Here is a 16,914-nt window from a genome sequence, read left to right as displayed (position 1 = left end):
GCGTGGTGGCCTTCATCGACGGCGGGGCGGTGGGCGACCGCCAGTTCCCGGCCGGGGACGATTTCAGCGCCGGGGTCGGTCTCGGTGTGCGCTACGACCTGGGCTTCGGCCCGATCCGCGCCGACATCGCCATCCCGCTGGACAAGCGCAAGGGCGACGCCGCCTTCCAGATCTATCTCAGCATCGGACAAAGCTTTTGAGCCCCCCGTCCGAAAATCCTCCGGAAACCCCGGGCGAAAAGGTCGAGGCGATCGCCCACGAGGTGGCCGACGAGGTCGTGAAGGTCGCCAAGACCTCGCTGCTGCCCAAGATCATCATTGGGATCTGTGTCACGGTCTTCCTCCTGATGATCGCCGCGGCGCTCACCACGCGCTACGGGGTGCTGCTCCCTCAGGGCAGGCTGCTGATCGAGGCGCGCGCCAGCGGGCTCAAACTGGGACGGTTCGGCAAGCTGAAGATCGAAGGTTTGGGCGGCGACGTCTGGCGCGATTTCACCATCCGGCGGCTGACCGTCAGCGACGAGAAGGGCGTCTGGCTGGAGGCGAAGAATGTCTCCATCAAGTGGCGTTACAGCCAACTTCTCATGCGAAGGCTGGACGCCGACCAGGTGGTCGCCGAGAAGCTCACCCTGCTGCGCCGGCCGACCCTGGCGCCCAAGTCGAAGTCCCGCGGCCTCCCGGTCTCCATCGTGCTGGACGAGGTGCGGACCCGGGTCGAGATGACGCCGGCCTTCAGCTATCGGCGCGGCGTCTACGACGTGGTCATGAGCCTGGACGTCCGGCGCCGCAACGGCGGCCAGAAGGGCAGGATCGCCGCCGCCAGCGTCCTGCACGCCGGCGACCACCTGAACGCCCAGTTCGATTTCGGCGGCGGACGGCCGCTGCTGCTGATCGCCGACGCCGAGGAGGCCCGGGGCGGGGCGCTGGCCGGCAGCTTGGGCCTGCCCGTCGACCGCCCGTTCGCCCTGAAGGCCCGGGCGGACGGCAAGGGCGCGACGGGCAGGTTCTCCGCCGTGGCCACGTCAGGCGACGCCAAGCCCCTGGAGACCCAGGGCGCCTGGAACGCCCAGGGCGGCTCGGCCCAGGGGCGGGTGCGGCTGGACGCTTCGCGCCTGACCCAGCCCCTGGTGGCGCGCCTTGGGCCGGAAGCGGCCTTCTCGATCACCGGCGCCAAGGCGCCAGGCTCGCTCTACGACCTGACGGCCCGCGCCGCCTCGGCCAATCTGACGCTCGAGGCTCGCGGCCTGGGCAATCTGGGCGAGCGCCGCCTGGGGCCACAGGGCCTGGCCGTGGTCGCCACCGCCGGCGAGCTCTCCAAAATCACCGGCGGTCCGGCCATGGGCGCCACACGGGTCTCTGGCAAACTTACCGGCCGCCTGGACGATCTCCGCTTTGTGGGGACGGCCGACGTGGCGCGGCTGAAGCTGGGCGAGTACGGCCTGGACCGGATCTCCGGACCCATCGAACTGACCCGTCGCGTAGGCGTCCTGGCGGCGAAGGGCCGGATCGCGGGGGCGGGAGGGCGTGGGAGCGGCCTGGCCGCGGCCTTGCTGGGCGGCAAGCCGACGGCGGCCTTTGACGGTGCGCGGCTGGCGGACGGCCGGCTGCTGCTGCGCAGCCTGGACGCGACCGGCGTCGGGTTGAAGGTCCAGGCCACCGGCGGGCGCGGCCTGATCGGCGGCCTCAACTTCAAGGGGCAGGCCCAGTTCTCCAACCTGGCGGCGGCGCGGGCCGGCGCGTCGGGCGCGCTCGCCGCCGACTGGAGCGCCACCCAGGGCGGGGCCGGCGAGCCCTGGACGGTGTCGCTGGACGCCAAGGGCGCGAAGTTCGCCAGCGGGTTCGGTGAGCTGGATCGTCTGCTGGGCGCGTCCCCAAGCCTGAAAGCCGCCGCCAATATCGAGGGTCGCAAGGTCTCGGTCTCCCAGGCCGACCTGGGCGGCGCGATGCTGAAGGCGGGGGCGGCCGGCGTGCTGGACGCCGACGGGGCCCTGCGCTTCAAGCTCGACTGGTCGGCTACCGGCCCGTTCCGCGCCGGTCCCGTGGAGATCACCGGCAAGGCCAAAGGCTCTGGCGCCGTCACCGGATCACTCGGCAACCCGCGCGCCGACCTGATCGCCGATTTCGACGCCATCGACGTGCCGCGCCTGCCGCTGAAGGACGCAAAGGTCACGCTCAGCTTCATGCGCCGGGCCGATGGGGCCAGCGGGGTGATGACTCTCAGCGCCGCCAGCGACTACGGACCGGCCGCGGCCCGCTCGGCCTTCCGCTTCCCGCGCGGCGGGGTCGACCTCACCGATCTCTCGGTCAACGCCGCAGGCCTGACCGCCCAGGGATCGCTGGCCCTGCGCCGCCGGGCGCCCTCGGCGGCCGACCTGCAGGTGACCGTGGCCAGGGGCGCTTTCCTCGATAGCGGCCAGGTCACCGGCGCGGTGCGCATCGTCGACGCCGCCGGCGGTCCGCGCGCGCGCCTCGACCTGACCGCCAGGAACGCCGTCATGCCGGGTGGCAGGTTCGCCGTGCGCGACGGATCGATCACCGCCGACGGGCCCGTGGCAAGGTTACCCTACAAGGCCCAGCTCCGCGGCGTCGCCAGCGCCGGCCGTTGGGCCCTGGACGGCGGCGGCGTCCTCACCGACGTCGATCCCGGCTACCAACTGGCCTTCGACGGCATGGGGCGGGTCGGCCGCCGCGACCTGAAGACCACCGAGACCGCCCGGATCGGGTTCGGCGGCCCCGACCGCACGGCCCGCCTGCGGCTGGCGGCCTCGGACGGCGGCCAGATCGCCCTGGACGCCAAGCTTGGCCGCGACAGCGCCGACATCCGCGCGGAGGTCCAGCGCCTGGGCCTGGGCTTGCTCAACGAGGACCTGATCGGCAAGACGGACGCGGTCATCGTCCTGACCGGCCTCGGCGGACGGCTGGACGGGACCCTTGACGCCAAGCTGGATGGCGCGCGGGGCCGGGGATCGCCCGCTGACCAGGGCGTCGACGGGACGCTGAAGGGCCGCCTGGAGGGTGACGTCATGACCCTCGACCTGAAGAGTTCCAACGCCCAGGGCCTGCGCGCAGAGGCCAATGTGGTCCTGCCGGCCGCGGCGAGCGCCAGTCCGTTCCGGGTCGCCATCGTGCGCACCCGGCCGATGCGCGGCCGGTTCTTCGCCGAGGGAGAGGTCAAGCCCCTGTGGGATCTGCTGATGAGCGGCGAGCGTGAGTTGGCCGGCCAGGTGCGGCTCGAAGGTACGCTGGGCGGCACCCTGGCCGACCCGAACGCTGTGGGCTCCGGCCAGATGGTCAAGGGCCAGTTCTCCGATGGCGCAACGGGGCTGGCCCTGCGCGACATGACCTTGCGGACCACCTTCGCCGACAATGCAGTCAATGTGACGGAAGCCACCGGCGCCGACGGCCATGGCGGCACGGTCGCGGGGTCGGGCCGCATAAGCCTGTTCCGCGAGGGGACCTCGACCCTGCGGCTGGATCTCAAGGGCTTCCGGCTGATCGACAACGACCAGGCCCAGGCCTCGGCCACGGGCCAGGCCACCATCGACCGCGCCGCCGACGGCAAGGTCAGGCTGAGCGGCGCCCTGACCATCGATCGGGCCGACGTGGCCGCTAAGCTCTCCACCCCCTCGGGGGTGGTGGCCATGGAGGTAGTCGAGCGCAACAAGCCTGCCGACCTGGTCAGCGTCCTGGCGCCGCCGGCGCGCAAGGGCCTGGCGGTGGCCCTTGATGTGAGCCTGAAGGCCCCGCGGCGCATCTTCCTGCGTGGCCGCGGCCTGGACGTGGAGCTGTCCCTGGACGCCCATGTGGGCGGCTCGACGGCGCGGCCGGCCCTGTCAGGCACGGCGCGCGTGGTGCGGGGGGAGTACGACTTCGCCGGCAAGCGGTTCGAATTCGACGAGCGCGGGGTGGTCTATCTGGCGACCTCACCGCAGGCCATCCGCCTCGACCTCTCGGCCACCCGGGACGACCCGTCCCTCACGGCGGTGGTGCGCATCCGCGGTACGGCCGCCAAGCCCGAGATCACCCTGACCTCGTCTCCGGTCCTGCCGAACGACGAGGTGCTGTCCCAGGTGCTGTTCGGCCGCTCGGCCTCGCAGCTCTCGCCGCTGGAGGCCGCGCAACTCGCTTCGGCCCTGTCGTCCCTGGCGGGCGGCGGCGGCTTCGATGTGATCGGCAACCTGCGCACCTTCGCGGGCCTCGACCGCCTGGCCCTGGCGGGGGGCGACGAGACGGGCGTCAGCGTTTCCGGCGGCAAATACCTCACCGAGGACGTCTATCTCGAATTGACCGGCGGCGGACGCGAGGGCTCCTCGGCCCAGGTCGAGTGGCGGATCGGCCGAAACCTCTCCATCATCTCCAAGCTGGCCAGTCAGGGGGACGGCAAGCTGGCCGTCCGCTGGCGGCGGGACTATTGAGGGGCATATGCGCGGGTTTCTGATCGGACTGGCCGCAGCCGGGAGCCTGGCGGCCTGCGACAAGCCCCTGACCGTCCCGGACGCGTCGGGCGTCTGCTGGCGGCTGGTCGACAACGGTCCGAACGGCAAGCCCGAGTTTCGTCCGATTGCACCCGAGGTGCCGAGCCTGGAGGCCTGCGCCGTCCGCCTCGACGGAATACGCATGCGCAACGGCATGCCCATGACCGGCGGTTTCCAGGGGCGTTATATCTACGCGTCGGATCGGGAGGTCACCGCGGCCAATGGGCCGAAGGCCCAGCGCTATCGGCTCTTCACGCCCGACCAGCTCGCCAAGATCCGCCAGGGTCTGCAGACCCTGATTGACGCCGGGTAGGCGAGCGCCTTGGCCTTCGCGGCCAGGCGCTCGCGTTCCCGGCTAGACCCTTTCCGGTCAGATGGAATCATCTGACCGGATGAAAAGGGTCTATTTTCAAAAGTTTAGAGCGAGACGGCCGCCTGAACCGGCATCCACTTCAGGCTGCCACGCCCTAGGCGAAGTCGCCGATGGCGATGTCCGAAAGGCTTCCGCCGACCAGCACGACGGCCACGTCCAGGGTCGCCGGATCGTCGTCCGTGTTGGCGAAGACCACGAGGTCCGCGCCGACCTGCATGGCGACATAGTCCGCGCCGCCGGCCACGGCTTGCAGGGCCGCAGTCATCGCCGAGGCGAAGTCGTCGGCGATCCCGAAGTCGACGGTGTCCTCCGCGCCCGGCCCCGCGCCCATCACCAGCCGATCCTCCCCCGAGGTGAAGTCGAAGATCTGGTCGAGACCATCGGCCGTGTCGGAGATCCCCTCGATGACGAAGTCATCGGCGCCAGCGCCGCCGGCCAGGCTGTCGGCCCCGTCGCCGCCCACGAGGGTGTTGTTCCCGTCATCGCCGCTCAGGCTTTCGCTCCCCGTCCCGCCCGGAACGGTCTCCTCGCCGGGCGGCGGGTCGAGCCGCTTGGCCAGGCCCGGCGGCAGGTCGGGGCGATGGCTGTGCACATTGTCGGTCTGGCCCGGCGGGTCCACCCGCCAGCCTCCGGTCTCACTGTTGCCGACGAGCTGCAGATGCTCGCCCCGGTTTGCGCCGGCCTCACTGGGTTCTGACTTGATCTTGGCGGCCATAGGTCGGTCCTCTCTCGGTAGCTGACCGAGCGAGAATTCCGAGGCCGGCGTGAAGAATTAAAAAAGGATGACAGTTAAGTGCGACTAACCGCGCGGCCCGATGGGCCCGTCAACCGCTCCGCGCCGAGCGTCCGCCGCGCCTTGCATAGTCCTGCGTGCCGACGGTGAAGACCTCGTCCCCGGGCTCGATCGCCTCGATGGGAATGTCGGGCAGGCGGGCTAGGCGCTCATAGAGCCGGCCGAAGTCCTGCAAGGTCGCGTCCAGCAGGGCCTGCAGCGACGGGATCACGAAATAGACCTGCTGGAAGTCGTCGATCCGGTAAGGCGCGCGCATCACCCGCTCCAGGTCGAAGCCCAGGCGGTTGGGGGAGGGGTCGTCCAGGGCGAAGATCGATTCCGCCCGGCTGGAGACGATGCCGGCGCCGTAGATCCGCAGGCCCTCCGGGGTCTGCAGCAGGCCGAATTCCACCGTGTACCAATAGAGCCGCGCCAGGTTGTGCAGCTGGCCGCGGCCGAGCGCCCGCAGGCCGCCCTCGCCATAGGCCTGCATATAGTCGGCGAAGGTGGGGTCGGTGAGCATCGGCACGTGGCCGAAGACGTCGTGGAAGACGTCGGGTTCTTCCAGATAGTCCAGCTCGTCCGGCTTGCGGATGAACTGGCCGGCCGGGAAGCGACGATTGGCCAGGTGCTCGAAGAACACCTCGTCCGGCACGAGGCCTGGCACGGCCACCACGCTCCAGCCGGTGAGCCTGGTCAGTTCCTCGTTGATCCGCGAGAAATCCGGGATGCCACCGCGATGCAGGTCCAGCGAGTCCAGCCCGTTCAGGAAGGCGTCGCAGGCCCGGCCGGGCAGCAGCTTCGTCTGGCGCTCATAGAGGGTCGTCCAGACCTGGTGCTCGGCCGGGGTATAGGCGGCCCAGTCCTGGTCGATGGTCCAGTCGGCGCGCGCGCCGGGGGGAGGGCTGGAGTTGAAACCATCTGCGCTCATGGCGAGAGAATGGCCTTGAATCCGCGAAAGTTCCGTTCGAACTGCGCGTCAAAACCGCCAGGTCGCGGATAAAGATTGCGTGAGAGCGGCGTGGTGTCGAACGCTCGTGCCCGAGGTCTTAGTGGCTGATGCGCGGGCGAAGATTGTAGTGACCTTCGCTGAAGCTCTCGAAGATCAGCGAAGCCTGCGGGTGGCCGATCGGCTCACCGCTCTCGTCCGGCAACAGGTTCTGCTCGGAGACGTAGGCGACGTAGGCGTTTTCCTCGTTCTCGGCCAGCAGGTGATAGAACGGCTGGTCCTTGCGGGGCCGGATGTCCTCGGGGATCGACTGCCACCACTGTTCAGTGTTCGAGAAGGTGGGATCGACGTCGAAGATCACCCCGCGGAACGGGAAGTGACGGTGCCTTACGACCTGTCCGATGGCGTACTTCGCCAGGCGTGGCTCCGCCAGGACCCGGGGCCGGGTGACAAGGTCGCTGCCAACTTTTTCGATTCGAGCGTCCATGAAGGAGAATCTAAACCACGTCACCTAACCGGAAGGTGAACGTAGCGCTCATGGCCCCGTGTGCAAGGCTGCGCCTTCCGAGAGGCGAGCCATGTTGCTACAGTCTCTCCTGAAACGAGGCGCCAATCTTAGCGCCTGCATAAGGACGGGTGGCGGTCCATGCCTCAGGCGCCCTCGAGCCCGTTCGCTTCGGACGGACTCCGGACCCTATTTCTGTACGCGTTCGAGGCGACTGGCCGGTGACATCCGAACCGGAGTCCGCCGCGCCCCGCAACGGGGCCGAGACGCCCTGCTATGGCGCCCTCGACCTTGGCACCAACAACTGCCGGCTGCTGATCGCCACGCCCGCCGGCCGCGGCTTTCGGGTGGTCGAGGCCTATTCCCGCATCGTGCGGCTGGGCGAGGGGCTCGGCCAGTCGGGACGGCTTTCCGACGCGGCCATGGAACGGGCGCTCGCCGCCCTGCGGGTCAGCGCCGAGAAGGTCCGCCGCCGCCGGGTGGTGAAGCTGAAAGCCATAGCCACCCAGGCCTGCCGCTCGGCCGTCAACGGTCCGGAGTTCGTCGCGCGGGTGGCGGCCGAGACCGGCCTTCAGCTGCAGATCATCAGTCCGCGCGAGGAGGCCCAGCTCTCCGTGGCCGGCTGCCTCAACCTTCTGGATCGCCGGGCCGACGCGGCCCTGGTGGTGGACGTGGGCGGCGGCTCGACCGAGCTCTCCTGGGTTGACCTGCAGGTCGGCGGCCTGGAGACCGAGATCTCCAAGTTCGCGGCCGGTCGCCTGCCGATCAAGGCCTGGCTCTCCATCCCCATCGGGGTGGTTACCCTGGCCGAGCGCTTTCCCGAGGGCGCGACGGTCACCCAGGGCTGGTTCCGCGAGATGGTCGAGACGGTGAAGGCCGAACTGGCCGCCTTCCGCAGCGCCGACTCCATGCGCGAGGTGTTCGACGCCGACCGCGCCCACCTGGTCGGGACCTCAGGGGCGATCACCAGCCTGGCCGGAATGCATCTGGGCCTGCGTCGATATGACCGCAGCCAGGTGGACGGCATCTGGATGACCCGCGACCAGTGCGACGCCGCGGCGAATCTGCTGCTGGGCCTCAACGCCCGGGAGCGGGCCGAGCAGCCCTGCATCGGCCCCGACCGCGCGGATTTGGTGCTGGCGGGGGCGGCGATCCTGCAGGCGGTGCAGGAGCTCTGGCCCTGCACGCGGGTGCGGGTGGCCGACCGCGGCCTTCGCGAGGGCATCCTCATGTCGCTGATGTCGGACGCCGGAACCGGCCGCAAGCGTCGCCGCCGGCGTCGCGGCCGTAGATCGGCCGGGGCTTCCCCTGTAAACGCTCCGGAATGACCGACGAGCCCCCACGCAAGCGGATGGTGAAACGCCCCACGGGCGGAACCGAGGAAGGCCGGGCCACGCCCGAGCGTCTGAAGACCGCCCGGGACCGCACGCCCTCGTCACAGGCCTGGCTGTCGCGCCAGATCAACGACCCCTTCGCCGCCAAGGCCCGCGCCCACGGCTATCGCTCTCGCGCGGCCTACAAGCTGACCGAGCTCGACGACAAGCTGAAGCTGCTGAAGCCCGGCGCCCGGATCATCGACCTGGGCCTGGCCCCCGGCGGCTGGACCCAGGTGGCGGTCGAGCGTGGAGTGACCAATATCGTCGGAGTCGACCTGCTGCCGGTCGATCCGATCTCTCCGGCCCACATCCTGGAGATGGACTTCACCGACCCGGCCTGCGGCCCGATGCTGATCGACCTGTTGGGCGGTCCCCCGGATGCGGTGCTGTCGGACATGGCGCCCAACACCGTCGGCCACAAACAGACCGATCACCTGCGGATCGTCGGCCTGATCGAGGCCGCCGCCGACTTCGCCATCAGCGTGCTGAAACCCGGCGGCGCCTTCGTCTCCAAGGCCTTCCAGGGCGGCGAGAGCTACGAGGTGGTCAACCGCCTGAAGCGCCACTTCGCCGATGTGAAGCACATCAAGCCCAAGGCCAGCCGCGCGGGCAGCTCCGAGGTCTACCTCGTGGCGACTGGGTTCAAGGGGCGGTGACCGGGCTGGGCGTCTTAGCCCCTTCCGCAACCAGCCACTTCCGGAACTGATCCAGGGCCCGGCTCGACGCCCCCGGCGCGGCCAGTAGGGCGAAGGCGCTCTCGGCCTTGCGGAAGCCGAAGGGCGCGACTAGGCGTCCGCTGGCCACATAGTCGGCCACCAGCGGCCAGGGCATGACCGCCACCCCAAGGCCCGCAATCGCCGCGTCCAGGGCGAAGTGCATGTGGGCGAAGGGCTGTTCGGGAATGGGCGGCAGTTCCATCCCCACCAGCGCCGCCCAGATCGGCCAGCCCTGCGGATGGGTCTGGGCCGCCAGGCGCGGCGCTTTCAGCAGGTCGCCGGCGAAACGATCGGCCAGGGCCGGGGACATCACCGGCCCCAGATGGTTGGGCATGAAGGCCGTCGCGTCGGGATCGGCCAATCTCCCGCTCGGAACCATCCGCACCACGGCGTGAGCGCCCCGGTACGAGGTGGCGTGGGATGGCAACTCCGCCAAATGCAGCCGCACCTTGGGATAGGCCGCCGCGAATCTGCTCATCCGCGGGATCAGCCATTTCACCGAGACGCTAGCGTTGACCGCGATGTGCAGGTCCTCGCCGCCGCCGCGGGTCTGGCGCACCGCCGTGGCGATCTGGTCGAAGGCCGCGGTCAGGGGCGGCAGCAGACTTCGCCCGGCCTCGGTCAGCTCGAGGCGATGCTTGGGGCCGGTGAACAGGCGCACGCCCAGGGTTTGCTCCAGCGCCTTCACCTGCCGGCTGACCGCGCTATGGGTGACGTTCAGCTCCTCGGCGGCCAGGGTGGCGCGCCCGGTCCGCGCCATGGCCTCGAAGGCGCGCAGGGCGTTCAGCGAGGGCAGGGTGCTCAATGTGAGTTTTTCGAACATCACTCATCCAATATGTCGATTTCCTCCACTTCGCAATCGGCGCACAAGCTCGCCATGGTGGCTCACCTCAACCTCCCGAACCTCAGGCGTCCGGCGATCTCGCTGGCCCTGAACCTAGGATGGACCACCGTTCTCGTCGCCACGATCGAGACGCTGAGCCGCTTCGGCGAGGCCTTCGCCCCGGTGACAGGCTTCGCGGCCGTCCTCTTCCTTCAACTCATGAGCGTCGCCCTGCTGGTCCGCGCCCTGGCCGAGTGCCTGGTCGCCCTGCTGGCGCTGATCCTGGCGGTAGCCGCCGCCCAAACCCCGATTCAGGAGCCCGTGACTGCATGACCCTCCAGACTCCGCTTGCCGCATTGGGGGCCCTACCGCTATACGCGGCTCGCAAAATGGAGACTCCAATGGAGATTCGCGAAGGTCTTACCTTCGACGACGTTTTGCTCGAACCGGGTGCGTCCGATGTGATGCCCACCCAGGTGGACACCACCACCAAGTTCACGCGCGAAATCAGTCTGAACATACCGCTCGTGTCCTCGGCCATGGACACCGTGACCGAGAGCCGTCTGGCCATCGCCATGGCCCAGGCCGGCGGCCTGGGCGTGCTTCACCGTAACATGACGGCCGAAGAACAAGCCGACCAGGTGCGCGAGGTGAAGCGCTACGAAAGCGGCATGGTCATCAATCCGCTGACCATCAACCCGGACACGCCCCTGCGGGAAGTCCTCGAGATCAAGGCGCGGCGCAAGATCTCCGGCTTCCCGGTGGTCGAGCCCGGCACCGGCAAGCTGGTGGGTATCCTGACCAATCGCGACATGCGGTTCGAGGGCTCCAGCGAGGTCCCAGCCAAGGTCCTGATGACCAAGGACAACCTGATCACCGTTCGCGAGGGCTGCACCCAGGACGAGGCCAAGGCCCTGCTGCGCCAGCACAAGATCGAGCGGTTGATCGTGGTCGACGAAGCCTATCGCGCCGTGGGCCTGATCACCGTCAAGGACATGGAGAAGGCCCAGGCCCACCCCATCGCCGCTAAGGATGCCCAAGGCCGCCTGCTGGTCGGCGCGGCCTCCACTGTCGGCGACGCGGGCTACGAGCGCTCGATGGCCCTGGTGGACGCCGGGGTCGACGTGGTGGTGATCGACACCGCCCATGGCCACAACGCCGACGTCGCCAAAGCGGTCGGCCGGCTGAAACGCGAGACCAACCGCGTCCAGATCGTCGCCGGCAATATCGCCACCTATGAAGGCGCTCGCGCCCTGATCGACGCCGGCGCCGACGCGGTGAAGGTCGGAATCGGTCCAGGGTCCATTTGCACCACCCGCATCGTGGCGGGGGTGGGCGTGCCCCAGCTCACCGCCATCGCCGACGCCGTCCGCGCCGCGGCTGGAACCGACGTCCCGGTGATCGCCGACGGCGGCATCAAGTACTCCGGGGACCTGGCAAAGGCGCTCGCCATGGGCGCCCAGGTGGCCATGATGGGTTCGGCCTTCGCCGGCGCCGACGAGGCTCCGGGCGAGGTGTTCCTGTACCAGGGCCGGTCCTACAAGGCCTATCGCGGCATGGGCTCCCTGGGCGCCATGTCCACGGCCAACGGCTCGGCCGACCGCTACTTCCAGAAGGAGGTCTCGGCGTTCAAGCTGGTGCCCGAGGGCATCGAGGGACAGGTGGCCTACAAGGGCCCGATTGGTCCCATCCTCCATCAGATGGTCGGCGGTCTGCGAGCGGCCATGGGCTATACCGGCGCCGCCACCCTCGAGGACTTCCGCCAGAAGGCGCGGTTTATCCGCATCACCGGGGCGGGCCTGCGCGAAAGCCACGTCCACGACGTCATGATGACCCGTGAGGCCCCCAACTATACGAGCCCCGTCTGATGCACGGTCCCGCGCCCGAACTCCGGCTGCTCGCCGCAGCGGTGGTCGTCGGCGTGGTTCAGCTGGTCTGGGCCACGGTGGCCACGCGGGCGCAGGGAGACCTGAAATGGGCGGCCGGTCCGCGCGACGAGCCGATGCCCGCCATCGGCGGGGCCGCCCGGCTGGAGCGGTCGTTCCTCAACTTCATGGAGACCTTCCCGCTGCACGCCGCGGTGGTGATCGTCGCCTATCTGGCGGCCAAGCTGAGCGACCTGACCCTCTGGGGCGGCGCGCTCTATGTGATCGGCCGGGCCTTCCATCCGATCTTCTACCTGACCGCCATCCCCTATCTACGGACGCTCGCCTGGTTCGTGGCCTTCGCGGGCACGGTGATGGTGACGACAACGATCTTCCTGTGAGCCAAGCCCTTGCGTGACGGCGGACGCCTTTCCGCGGCCATCGAGATCCTCACCGACGTCGAGACGCGCCACCGGCCTGTGAGGCTGGCGCTCAAGACGTGGGGGGACGCCTCGCGCTATGCGGGGTCGAAGGACCGCGCCTGGGTCTCGGGCCTGGTGCTGGACATGCTGCGCCGCCGCCGGTCGCTCGGCTGGCGGATGGGCGACGACAGCCCGCGCGCCGCCGCCCTGGCCGCCCTGCATGTGTTCTGGAACTGGCCGGTGGAGCGCATCGCCGAGGCCGCCGGCGACGAACCGCACGGACCCGGCCCCCTGACCGAGGCCGAGCGCGCCGCCCTGGTCCAGCCCCGCGACCTGGCCGACGCCCCGCCCGCCGTCCGCGGCGACTATCCGGACTGGTTGGAGCCTTCGCTCGCCCGCGCCTTCGGCGATGAGGCGCCGCTGGAAGGCGCCATGCTGTCGGAACGCGCGCCGGTCGACCTGCGCATCAACACGTTGAAGACCGATCCCGAGCAGGCGCTGAAGGCGCTCGCCCCGCTGAACGCCGAGCCGACGGGCGTCCTGCCCAATGCCGTGCGGATGGCGGCGCCCGACCCGTCCCAGCGCGGCGGTTCGCTGGAGACCATCCCGGCCTTTTCTCGCGGCTGGTTCGAGGTCCAGGACCTGGCCTCTCAGATCGCAGCCCAGGCGGCCGGCGACATCAAGGGCGCCCAGGTGCTCGATCTCTGCGCCGGGGGTGGGGGCAAGACGCTGGCGCTCGCCGCGGCCATGGGCAATACGGGCCAGATCTACGCCTATGACAGCGAGGCCCGCCGGCTGGCCGACACCGTGCGCCGCTCCGAGCGGGCCGGGATCCGCAACCTGCAGATTCGCTCGCCGGTCTATCCCGACCCGCTCAAGGGCCTGGACGCCAGGATGGACGTGGTCTTCATCGATGCGCCCTGCTCGGGCTCCGGCGCCTGGCGCCGCCACCCCGACACCAAGTGGCGGCTGAAACCCGAGGCGCTTGCCCAGCGCATGGCCGACCAGGACGCGGTGCTCGACCTGGCGACCCAGTTCGTGAAGCCCGGCGGCCGCATGGTCTATGTCACCTGCTCGGTCCTGCCCGAGGAGGACGAGGACCGGGTCGCCGCCTTCCTGGCCCGCACACAGGGCTTCACGGTCCGCCCCGCTACCGACAATCCCCACCTGACCCGACACCTGACGGACGAGGGCTACCTGCGCCTCTCGCCCCGCGCCTCCGGCACCGACGGCTTCTTCGTCGCCGTGCTGGAGAAAACCAAGTGAGCGGACGATCCATCGTTCCTTCTCCCCTTGCGGGAGAAGGTGGCCCCGCGAGAGCGGGGTCGGATGAGGGGTCTCTCAGAACTCCCCGACTAGCCCGGCGCAGGTCTCGACGGATGGGGTGGCGCGACCCCTCATCCGTCGGGCTCCTCGCCCGACACCTTCTCCCGCAAGGGGAGAAGGGAACGATTGCCACGACCTCTTCTCGGTGACAGCCCAATGACCCCCACCCACGAACGCGTCCTGATCGTCGATTTCGGCAGCCAGGTGACCCAACTTATCGCGCGCCGTCTGCGCGAGAGCGGGGTCTATTGCGAGATCCATCCCTTCGACAAGGTCGAGGCGATGCTGGACGCCTTCGCGCCCAAGGCGGTGATCCTCTCCGGCGGGCCGGCCAGCGTCCACGAGGACGCGAGCCCCGCCGTCACCCCGCGGGTCTTCGAGCTGGACGTCCCGGTCCTGGGCATCTGCTATGGCGAGATGACCATGTGCGCCGAGCTGGGCGGCAAGGTCGAGGGCGGCCACACCCGCGAGTTCGGCCGCGCCGAGATCCTCATCCACCAGGAGAGCCCGCTGCTGGCCGGCCTGGGCGAGGTGGGCTCGAAGGAGACCGTCTGGATGAGTCACGGCGATAAGATCACCGCCATCCCCCAGGGCTTCCACGTGGTGGCGTCCTCGGAGGGGTCGCCCTACGCGGTGATCGCCGACGAGGCCCGTCGCTTCTACGGCATCCAGTTCCACCCGGAAGTGGCCCACACCCCACGCGGCGCGCTCATGCTGCGTAACTTCGTCCACGGCATAGCCGGTCTGAAGGGCGACTGGACCATGGCCGCCTTCCGCGGCGAAATGGTGCAGAAGATCCGCGACCAGGTGGGCGACGGCAAGGTTATCTGCGGCCTGTCCGGCGGCGTTGATTCCTCGGTGGCCGCGGTGCTGATCCACGAGGCGATCGGCGACCAGCTCACCTGCGTCTTCGTCGACACCGGCCTGTTGCGCCACAACGAGGCCGAGCAGGTCGTGACCATGTTCCGCGACCACTACAACATCCCCCTGGTCCATGTGGACGCCGGCGACCTGTTCCTGGGCGAGCTGGCCGGGGTCTCGGACCCCGAAACCAAGCGTAAGACCATTGGACGCCTGTTCATCGAGGTCTTCGACAGGGAGTCAGCCAAGATCGAGGGCGCGGCCTTCCTGGCCCAGGGCACCCTCTATCCGGACGTCATCGAGAGCGTCTCGGCCAGCGGCGGTCCCTCGGCGGTGATCAAGAGCCACCACAATGTCGGCGGCCTGCCGGACTATATGAAGCTCAAGCTCGTCGAGCCCCTGCGCGAGCTCTTCAAGGACGAGGTGCGCCTGCTGGGCGTCGAGCTCGGCCTGCCGCCGGCCTTCGTCGGCCGCCACCCGTTCCCGGGACCGGGCCTCGCCATCCGCATCCCCGGCGAGATCACCCGCGAGAAGGTCGCCGTCCTGCAGCAGGCCGACGCCATCTATCTCGACGAGATCCGCAAGGCGGGGCTTTACGACAGCATCTGGCAGGCCTTCGCCGTGCTCCTGCCCGTCAAGACGGTGGGCGTCATGGGCGACGCCCGCACCTACGAAGACGTCCTCGCCCTACGCGCGGTCACCTCCACGGACGGCATGACCGCCGACTTCTTCGAGTTCCCCTGGGAAGTCCTCGGCCGCTGCGCCACCCGGATCATCAACGAGGTGAGGGGGGTCAACCGCGTAGTCTACGACGTGACCAGCAAGCCGCCTGGGACCATCGAGTGGGAGTAGGGGAAACGGCGGCGAAATCGTAGGTTCGGCGGGTTTGTCGCCTGTCGTCCAAACATCCACCCCATCCAATGCAAATCCGTCGCGTGCTCCCTTCCGTCGCGCGAGATTGATCTGAAACGCTCCGATAGCGGGATGTAAAGCGCCACCGACATCGCGTCGAGCCAAGGCGTACAATGACGCGCAAATTGGTCGGTCTGCCTAGAATCCTGAGCGCACAGCCTGCAAATGAGGTCATCCGACGAGCTCGTTTCAGATGGCCCGATAGCCGCTCGACCATAGCGCGGCGGTGCGAGATGCCGTCGAGCCGTGCTCGTGCTAAGATTCGCGTGATGTCACGTTCCACCACCCCGAGATCATCTGCTCCCCAAGCGCCCGCGCGAATGCATGTCGTGCCCACCGAGGGCGGTTGGCAGGTGAAGCGCGACGACGCCGCCCGAGCGAGCAGTGTCCACAAGACACAGGCGGAAGCAATGGAAGCCGCGCGTGCGGCGCTGCGGAAATCTGGCGGTGAATTGCGCGTCCAATCACGGACAGGGCAAATCCTGGAGAGCCGAACGCTCGGTCGCGACCCCATGGCCAAGATCGCGGCCGTGGAGGGGATCCGCCTGTCGCCGGAAATGAAGCGGACGCTGGCAGAGTTGGATCGTCGGGGCGTCTCTGGCGAGGAACGTCGCCGCTTTGTCGCTGAACAATTCAGGACAAAGCGCTGAGCGCCGACTTCTACGACGCTGAGGCCGACCGGTACTGCTATGCCGGAACGACCGTGCTCAAGAACAAGCTCGGGCTTCGGGCGGCCAAAGATCTAGCCGACTTCGAGGCGCTGAGCGTCGCCATCAGGTCCGAAGAGCCGTTACCTCACGGGCGCTTCACGCCTTCGCACTATCGCGCCATCCACCGACACTTGTTCCAGGACGTATATCCTTGGGCGGGCCGCTATCGGACCGTGCGAATGGCGAAGGATCGGAGCCCATTCTGCTATCCTGAGAATATTCAGAGCGAGATGCGCGGCCTCTTCTCACGCCTTGCCGCAGCCGATCGACTCCAAGGTCGAGATGCGGATGGTTTCTCCGAGGGCGTTGCGGAATTCCTGGCATATCTAAATGCGATCCACCCATTCCGCGAACGCAATGGTCGTACTCAGCTTACCTTCGTCGCAGAGTTAGCCGGGCAACAAGAAAGATGACAAAAGCGCGTCCCGTTTGGCCACACTCTCGTCGATCCAGGGCGCGATTGGAGGCCATCCCGCCATCTAAGGTTTCCTCATGAATCAGGTGCTCGACATCGCCGGCGCCAGCGGCGCCAGCTACCGGTTTCGACGTCACCAAGAGAGCCAGGAACTGCCGGCCACGGCGGGGAACGTGATCTATGTCCGGCGAGATGAGTCCAGCTGGGCGCTCGTCTGCTGCGCTGAGATCGACAGCCTCCGTGAGGCCTTTCGCGGCTGGAAGGAGGCGCAAGTTGTCCACCAGGCCACGGACGTCTTCATCCGCTTGAATGTCAGCCGCGCGAAGCGCCGCGAGGAGTGCCTCGATATCGTCGAGAAGCACCAGCCGCCAATATGGACGCTCGAGGCGGACTCCTAAAGGTTTCAGCGCGGCGT

Annotated in this window: 17 protein-coding genes; 13 read left to right on the top strand and 4 right to left on the bottom strand. The window is 68.7% G+C overall.

The window, feature by feature from the left end; genetic code table 11:
* From Q8Q88_RS11030 to Q8Q88_RS11020, 3 genes are all read left to right on the top strand, one after another.
* The coding region (locus tag Q8Q88_RS11030; RefSeq protein WP_305675241.1) for a BamA/TamA family outer membrane protein at window positions 1-200 on the top strand (200 nt) is incomplete at its 5' end.
* Window positions 197-4,414, top strand: coding sequence for a translocation/assembly module TamB domain-containing protein (locus tag Q8Q88_RS11025; protein ID WP_305675240.1), 4,218 nt, complete (start codon window positions 197-199; stop codon window positions 4,412-4,414). The genes Q8Q88_RS11030 and Q8Q88_RS11025, both read left to right, overlap by 4 nt.
* 7 nt (window positions 4,415-4,421) lie before the next feature.
* Window positions 4,422-4,787 (top strand): hypothetical protein, encoded by a 366-nt coding sequence (locus tag Q8Q88_RS11020; RefSeq protein WP_305675239.1) that lies wholly within the window; start codon window positions 4,422-4,424, stop codon window positions 4,785-4,787.
* A gap of 154 nt (window positions 4,788-4,941) precedes the next feature.
* Here Q8Q88_RS11020 and Q8Q88_RS11015 read toward each other — a convergent pair whose 3' ends face one another.
* The 3 genes from Q8Q88_RS11015 to hspQ form a co-directional block, all read right to left on the bottom strand.
* A complete protein-coding gene (locus Q8Q88_RS11015) occupies window positions 4,942-5,562 on the bottom strand; it encodes a hypothetical protein (RefSeq protein WP_305675238.1) in 621 nt (206 codons plus the stop codon).
* Between the two features lie 109 nt (window positions 5,563-5,671).
* Window positions 5,672-6,550, bottom strand: coding sequence for a phenylalanine 4-monooxygenase (gene phhA, locus Q8Q88_RS11010; protein ID WP_305675237.1), 879 nt, complete (start codon window positions 6,548-6,550; stop codon window positions 5,672-5,674).
* A 118-nt stretch (window positions 6,551-6,668) separates the two neighbouring features.
* Window positions 6,669-7,055 carry a heat shock protein HspQ gene (gene hspQ / locus Q8Q88_RS11005; RefSeq protein ID WP_254833474.1) on the bottom strand — a complete coding sequence of 129 codons (387 nt, stop codon included), beginning with the start codon at window positions 7,053-7,055 and terminating at the stop codon, window positions 6,669-6,671.
* 239 nt (window positions 7,056-7,294) lie between these two features.
* On the opposite strand from hspQ, the gene Q8Q88_RS11000 reads away from it, so the two are divergent.
* Entirely contained in the window at window positions 7,295-8,401 is a 1,107-nt protein-coding gene (locus Q8Q88_RS11000) for a Ppx/GppA phosphatase family protein (RefSeq protein ID WP_305675236.1), read from the top strand.
* The gene (locus Q8Q88_RS10995; protein ID WP_305675235.1) at window positions 8,398-9,105 is read left to right on the top strand and encodes an RlmE family RNA methyltransferase; all 708 of its coding nucleotides are present in this window, start codon (window positions 8,398-8,400) and stop codon (window positions 9,103-9,105) included. Before Q8Q88_RS11000 ends, Q8Q88_RS10995 begins: the two co-directional genes overlap by 4 nt.
* On the opposite strand, the gene Q8Q88_RS10990 is transcribed toward Q8Q88_RS10995, so the two are convergent.
* The gene (locus Q8Q88_RS10990; RefSeq protein WP_305675234.1) at window positions 9,092-9,988 is read right to left on the bottom strand and encodes a LysR substrate-binding domain-containing protein; all 897 of its coding nucleotides are present in this window, start codon (window positions 9,986-9,988) and stop codon (window positions 9,092-9,094) included. The two genes, Q8Q88_RS10995 and Q8Q88_RS10990, sit on opposite strands and share 14 nt — an antisense overlap.
* A 54-nt stretch (window positions 9,989-10,042) precedes the next feature.
* Between Q8Q88_RS10990 and Q8Q88_RS10985 the strand changes: the two genes are divergently transcribed.
* The 8 genes from Q8Q88_RS10985 (at window position 10,043) to Q8Q88_RS10950 (ending at window position 16,897) form a co-directional block, all read left to right on the top strand.
* The gene (locus tag Q8Q88_RS10985; RefSeq protein WP_305675233.1) at window positions 10,043-10,321 is read left to right on the top strand and encodes a hypothetical protein; all 279 of its coding nucleotides are present in this window, start codon (window positions 10,043-10,045) and stop codon (window positions 10,319-10,321) included.
* 68 nt (window positions 10,322-10,389) lie between these two features.
* A complete protein-coding gene (gene guaB, locus Q8Q88_RS10980) occupies window positions 10,390-11,856 on the top strand; it encodes an IMP dehydrogenase (RefSeq protein ID WP_305675232.1) in 1,467 nt (488 codons plus the stop codon).
* Window positions 11,856-12,254: an MAPEG family protein gene (locus tag Q8Q88_RS10975; protein ID WP_305675231.1), complete on the top strand. Its 399-nt coding sequence runs from the start codon at window positions 11,856-11,858 to the stop codon at window positions 12,252-12,254. The genes guaB and Q8Q88_RS10975 overlap by 1 nt, the downstream gene beginning before the upstream one ends.
* A 9-nt stretch (window positions 12,255-12,263) precedes the next feature.
* Window positions 12,264-13,541, top strand: coding sequence for an RsmB/NOP family class I SAM-dependent RNA methyltransferase (locus Q8Q88_RS10970; protein ID WP_305675230.1), 1,278 nt, complete (start codon window positions 12,264-12,266; stop codon window positions 13,539-13,541).
* 216 nt (window positions 13,542-13,757) lie between these two features.
* On the top strand, window positions 13,758-15,314 hold the full coding sequence (guaA, locus tag Q8Q88_RS10965) for a glutamine-hydrolyzing GMP synthase (RefSeq protein ID WP_305675229.1): 1,557 nt from the start codon (window positions 13,758-13,760) through the stop codon (window positions 15,312-15,314).
* A gap of 380 nt (window positions 15,315-15,694) precedes the next feature.
* On the top strand, window positions 15,695-16,024 hold the full coding sequence (locus tag Q8Q88_RS10960) for a DUF2188 domain-containing protein (RefSeq protein WP_305675228.1): 330 nt from the start codon (window positions 15,695-15,697) through the stop codon (window positions 16,022-16,024).
* A gap of 53 nt (window positions 16,025-16,077) precedes the next feature.
* Window positions 16,078-16,497 carry a Fic family protein gene (locus Q8Q88_RS10955; protein ID WP_305675227.1) on the top strand — a complete coding sequence of 140 codons (420 nt, stop codon included), beginning with the start codon at window positions 16,078-16,080 and terminating at the stop codon, window positions 16,495-16,497.
* A gap of 88 nt (window positions 16,498-16,585) precedes the next feature.
* Window positions 16,586-16,897, top strand: coding sequence for a hypothetical protein (locus Q8Q88_RS10950; protein WP_305675226.1), 312 nt, complete (start codon window positions 16,586-16,588; stop codon window positions 16,895-16,897).
* Window positions 16,898-16,914 lie beyond the last annotated feature (17 nt).

It is taken from the genome of Phenylobacterium sp., assembly GCF_030697925.1.
Lineage (GTDB): Bacteria > Pseudomonadota > Alphaproteobacteria > Caulobacterales > Caulobacteraceae > Phenylobacterium.
Note: the sequence above shows the minus strand (reverse complement) of the source record. Positions and strands in the feature narration are given on the sequence as shown.

What these genes read in the sequence shown, in the direction of transcription:
- Q8Q88_RS11020 (WP_305675239.1), top strand. Translation starts at nt 4,422, where the DNA reads ATGCGCGGGTTTCTGATCGGACTGGCCGCAGCCGGGAGCCTGGCGGCC.
- Q8Q88_RS11015 (WP_305675238.1), bottom strand. Translation starts at nt 5,562, where the DNA reads ATGGCCGCCAAGATCAAGTCAGAACCCAGTGAGGCCGGCGCAAACCGG.
- phhA (WP_305675237.1), bottom strand. Translation starts at nt 6,550, where the DNA reads ATGAGCGCAGATGGTTTCAACTCCAGCCCTCCCCCCGGCGCGCGCGCC.
- hspQ (WP_254833474.1), bottom strand. Translation starts at nt 7,055, where the DNA reads ATGGACGCTCGAATCGAAAAAGTTGGCAGCGACCTTGTCACCCGGCCC.
- Q8Q88_RS10995 (WP_305675235.1), top strand. Translation starts at nt 8,398, where the DNA reads ATGACCGACGAGCCCCCACGCAAGCGGATGGTGAAACGCCCCACGGGC.
- Q8Q88_RS10990 (WP_305675234.1), bottom strand. Translation starts at nt 9,988, where the DNA reads ATGTTCGAAAAACTCACATTGAGCACCCTGCCCTCGCTGAACGCCCTG.
- Q8Q88_RS10985 (WP_305675233.1), top strand. Translation starts at nt 10,043, where the DNA reads ATGGTGGCTCACCTCAACCTCCCGAACCTCAGGCGTCCGGCGATCTCG.
- guaB (WP_305675232.1), top strand. Translation starts at nt 10,390, where the DNA reads ATGGAGATTCGCGAAGGTCTTACCTTCGACGACGTTTTGCTCGAACCG.
- Q8Q88_RS10975 (WP_305675231.1), top strand. Translation starts at nt 11,856, where the DNA reads ATGCACGGTCCCGCGCCCGAACTCCGGCTGCTCGCCGCAGCGGTGGTC.
- guaA (WP_305675229.1), top strand. Translation starts at nt 13,758, where the DNA reads ATGACCCCCACCCACGAACGCGTCCTGATCGTCGATTTCGGCAGCCAG.
- Q8Q88_RS10960 (WP_305675228.1), top strand. Translation starts at nt 15,695, where the DNA reads ATGCATGTCGTGCCCACCGAGGGCGGTTGGCAGGTGAAGCGCGACGAC.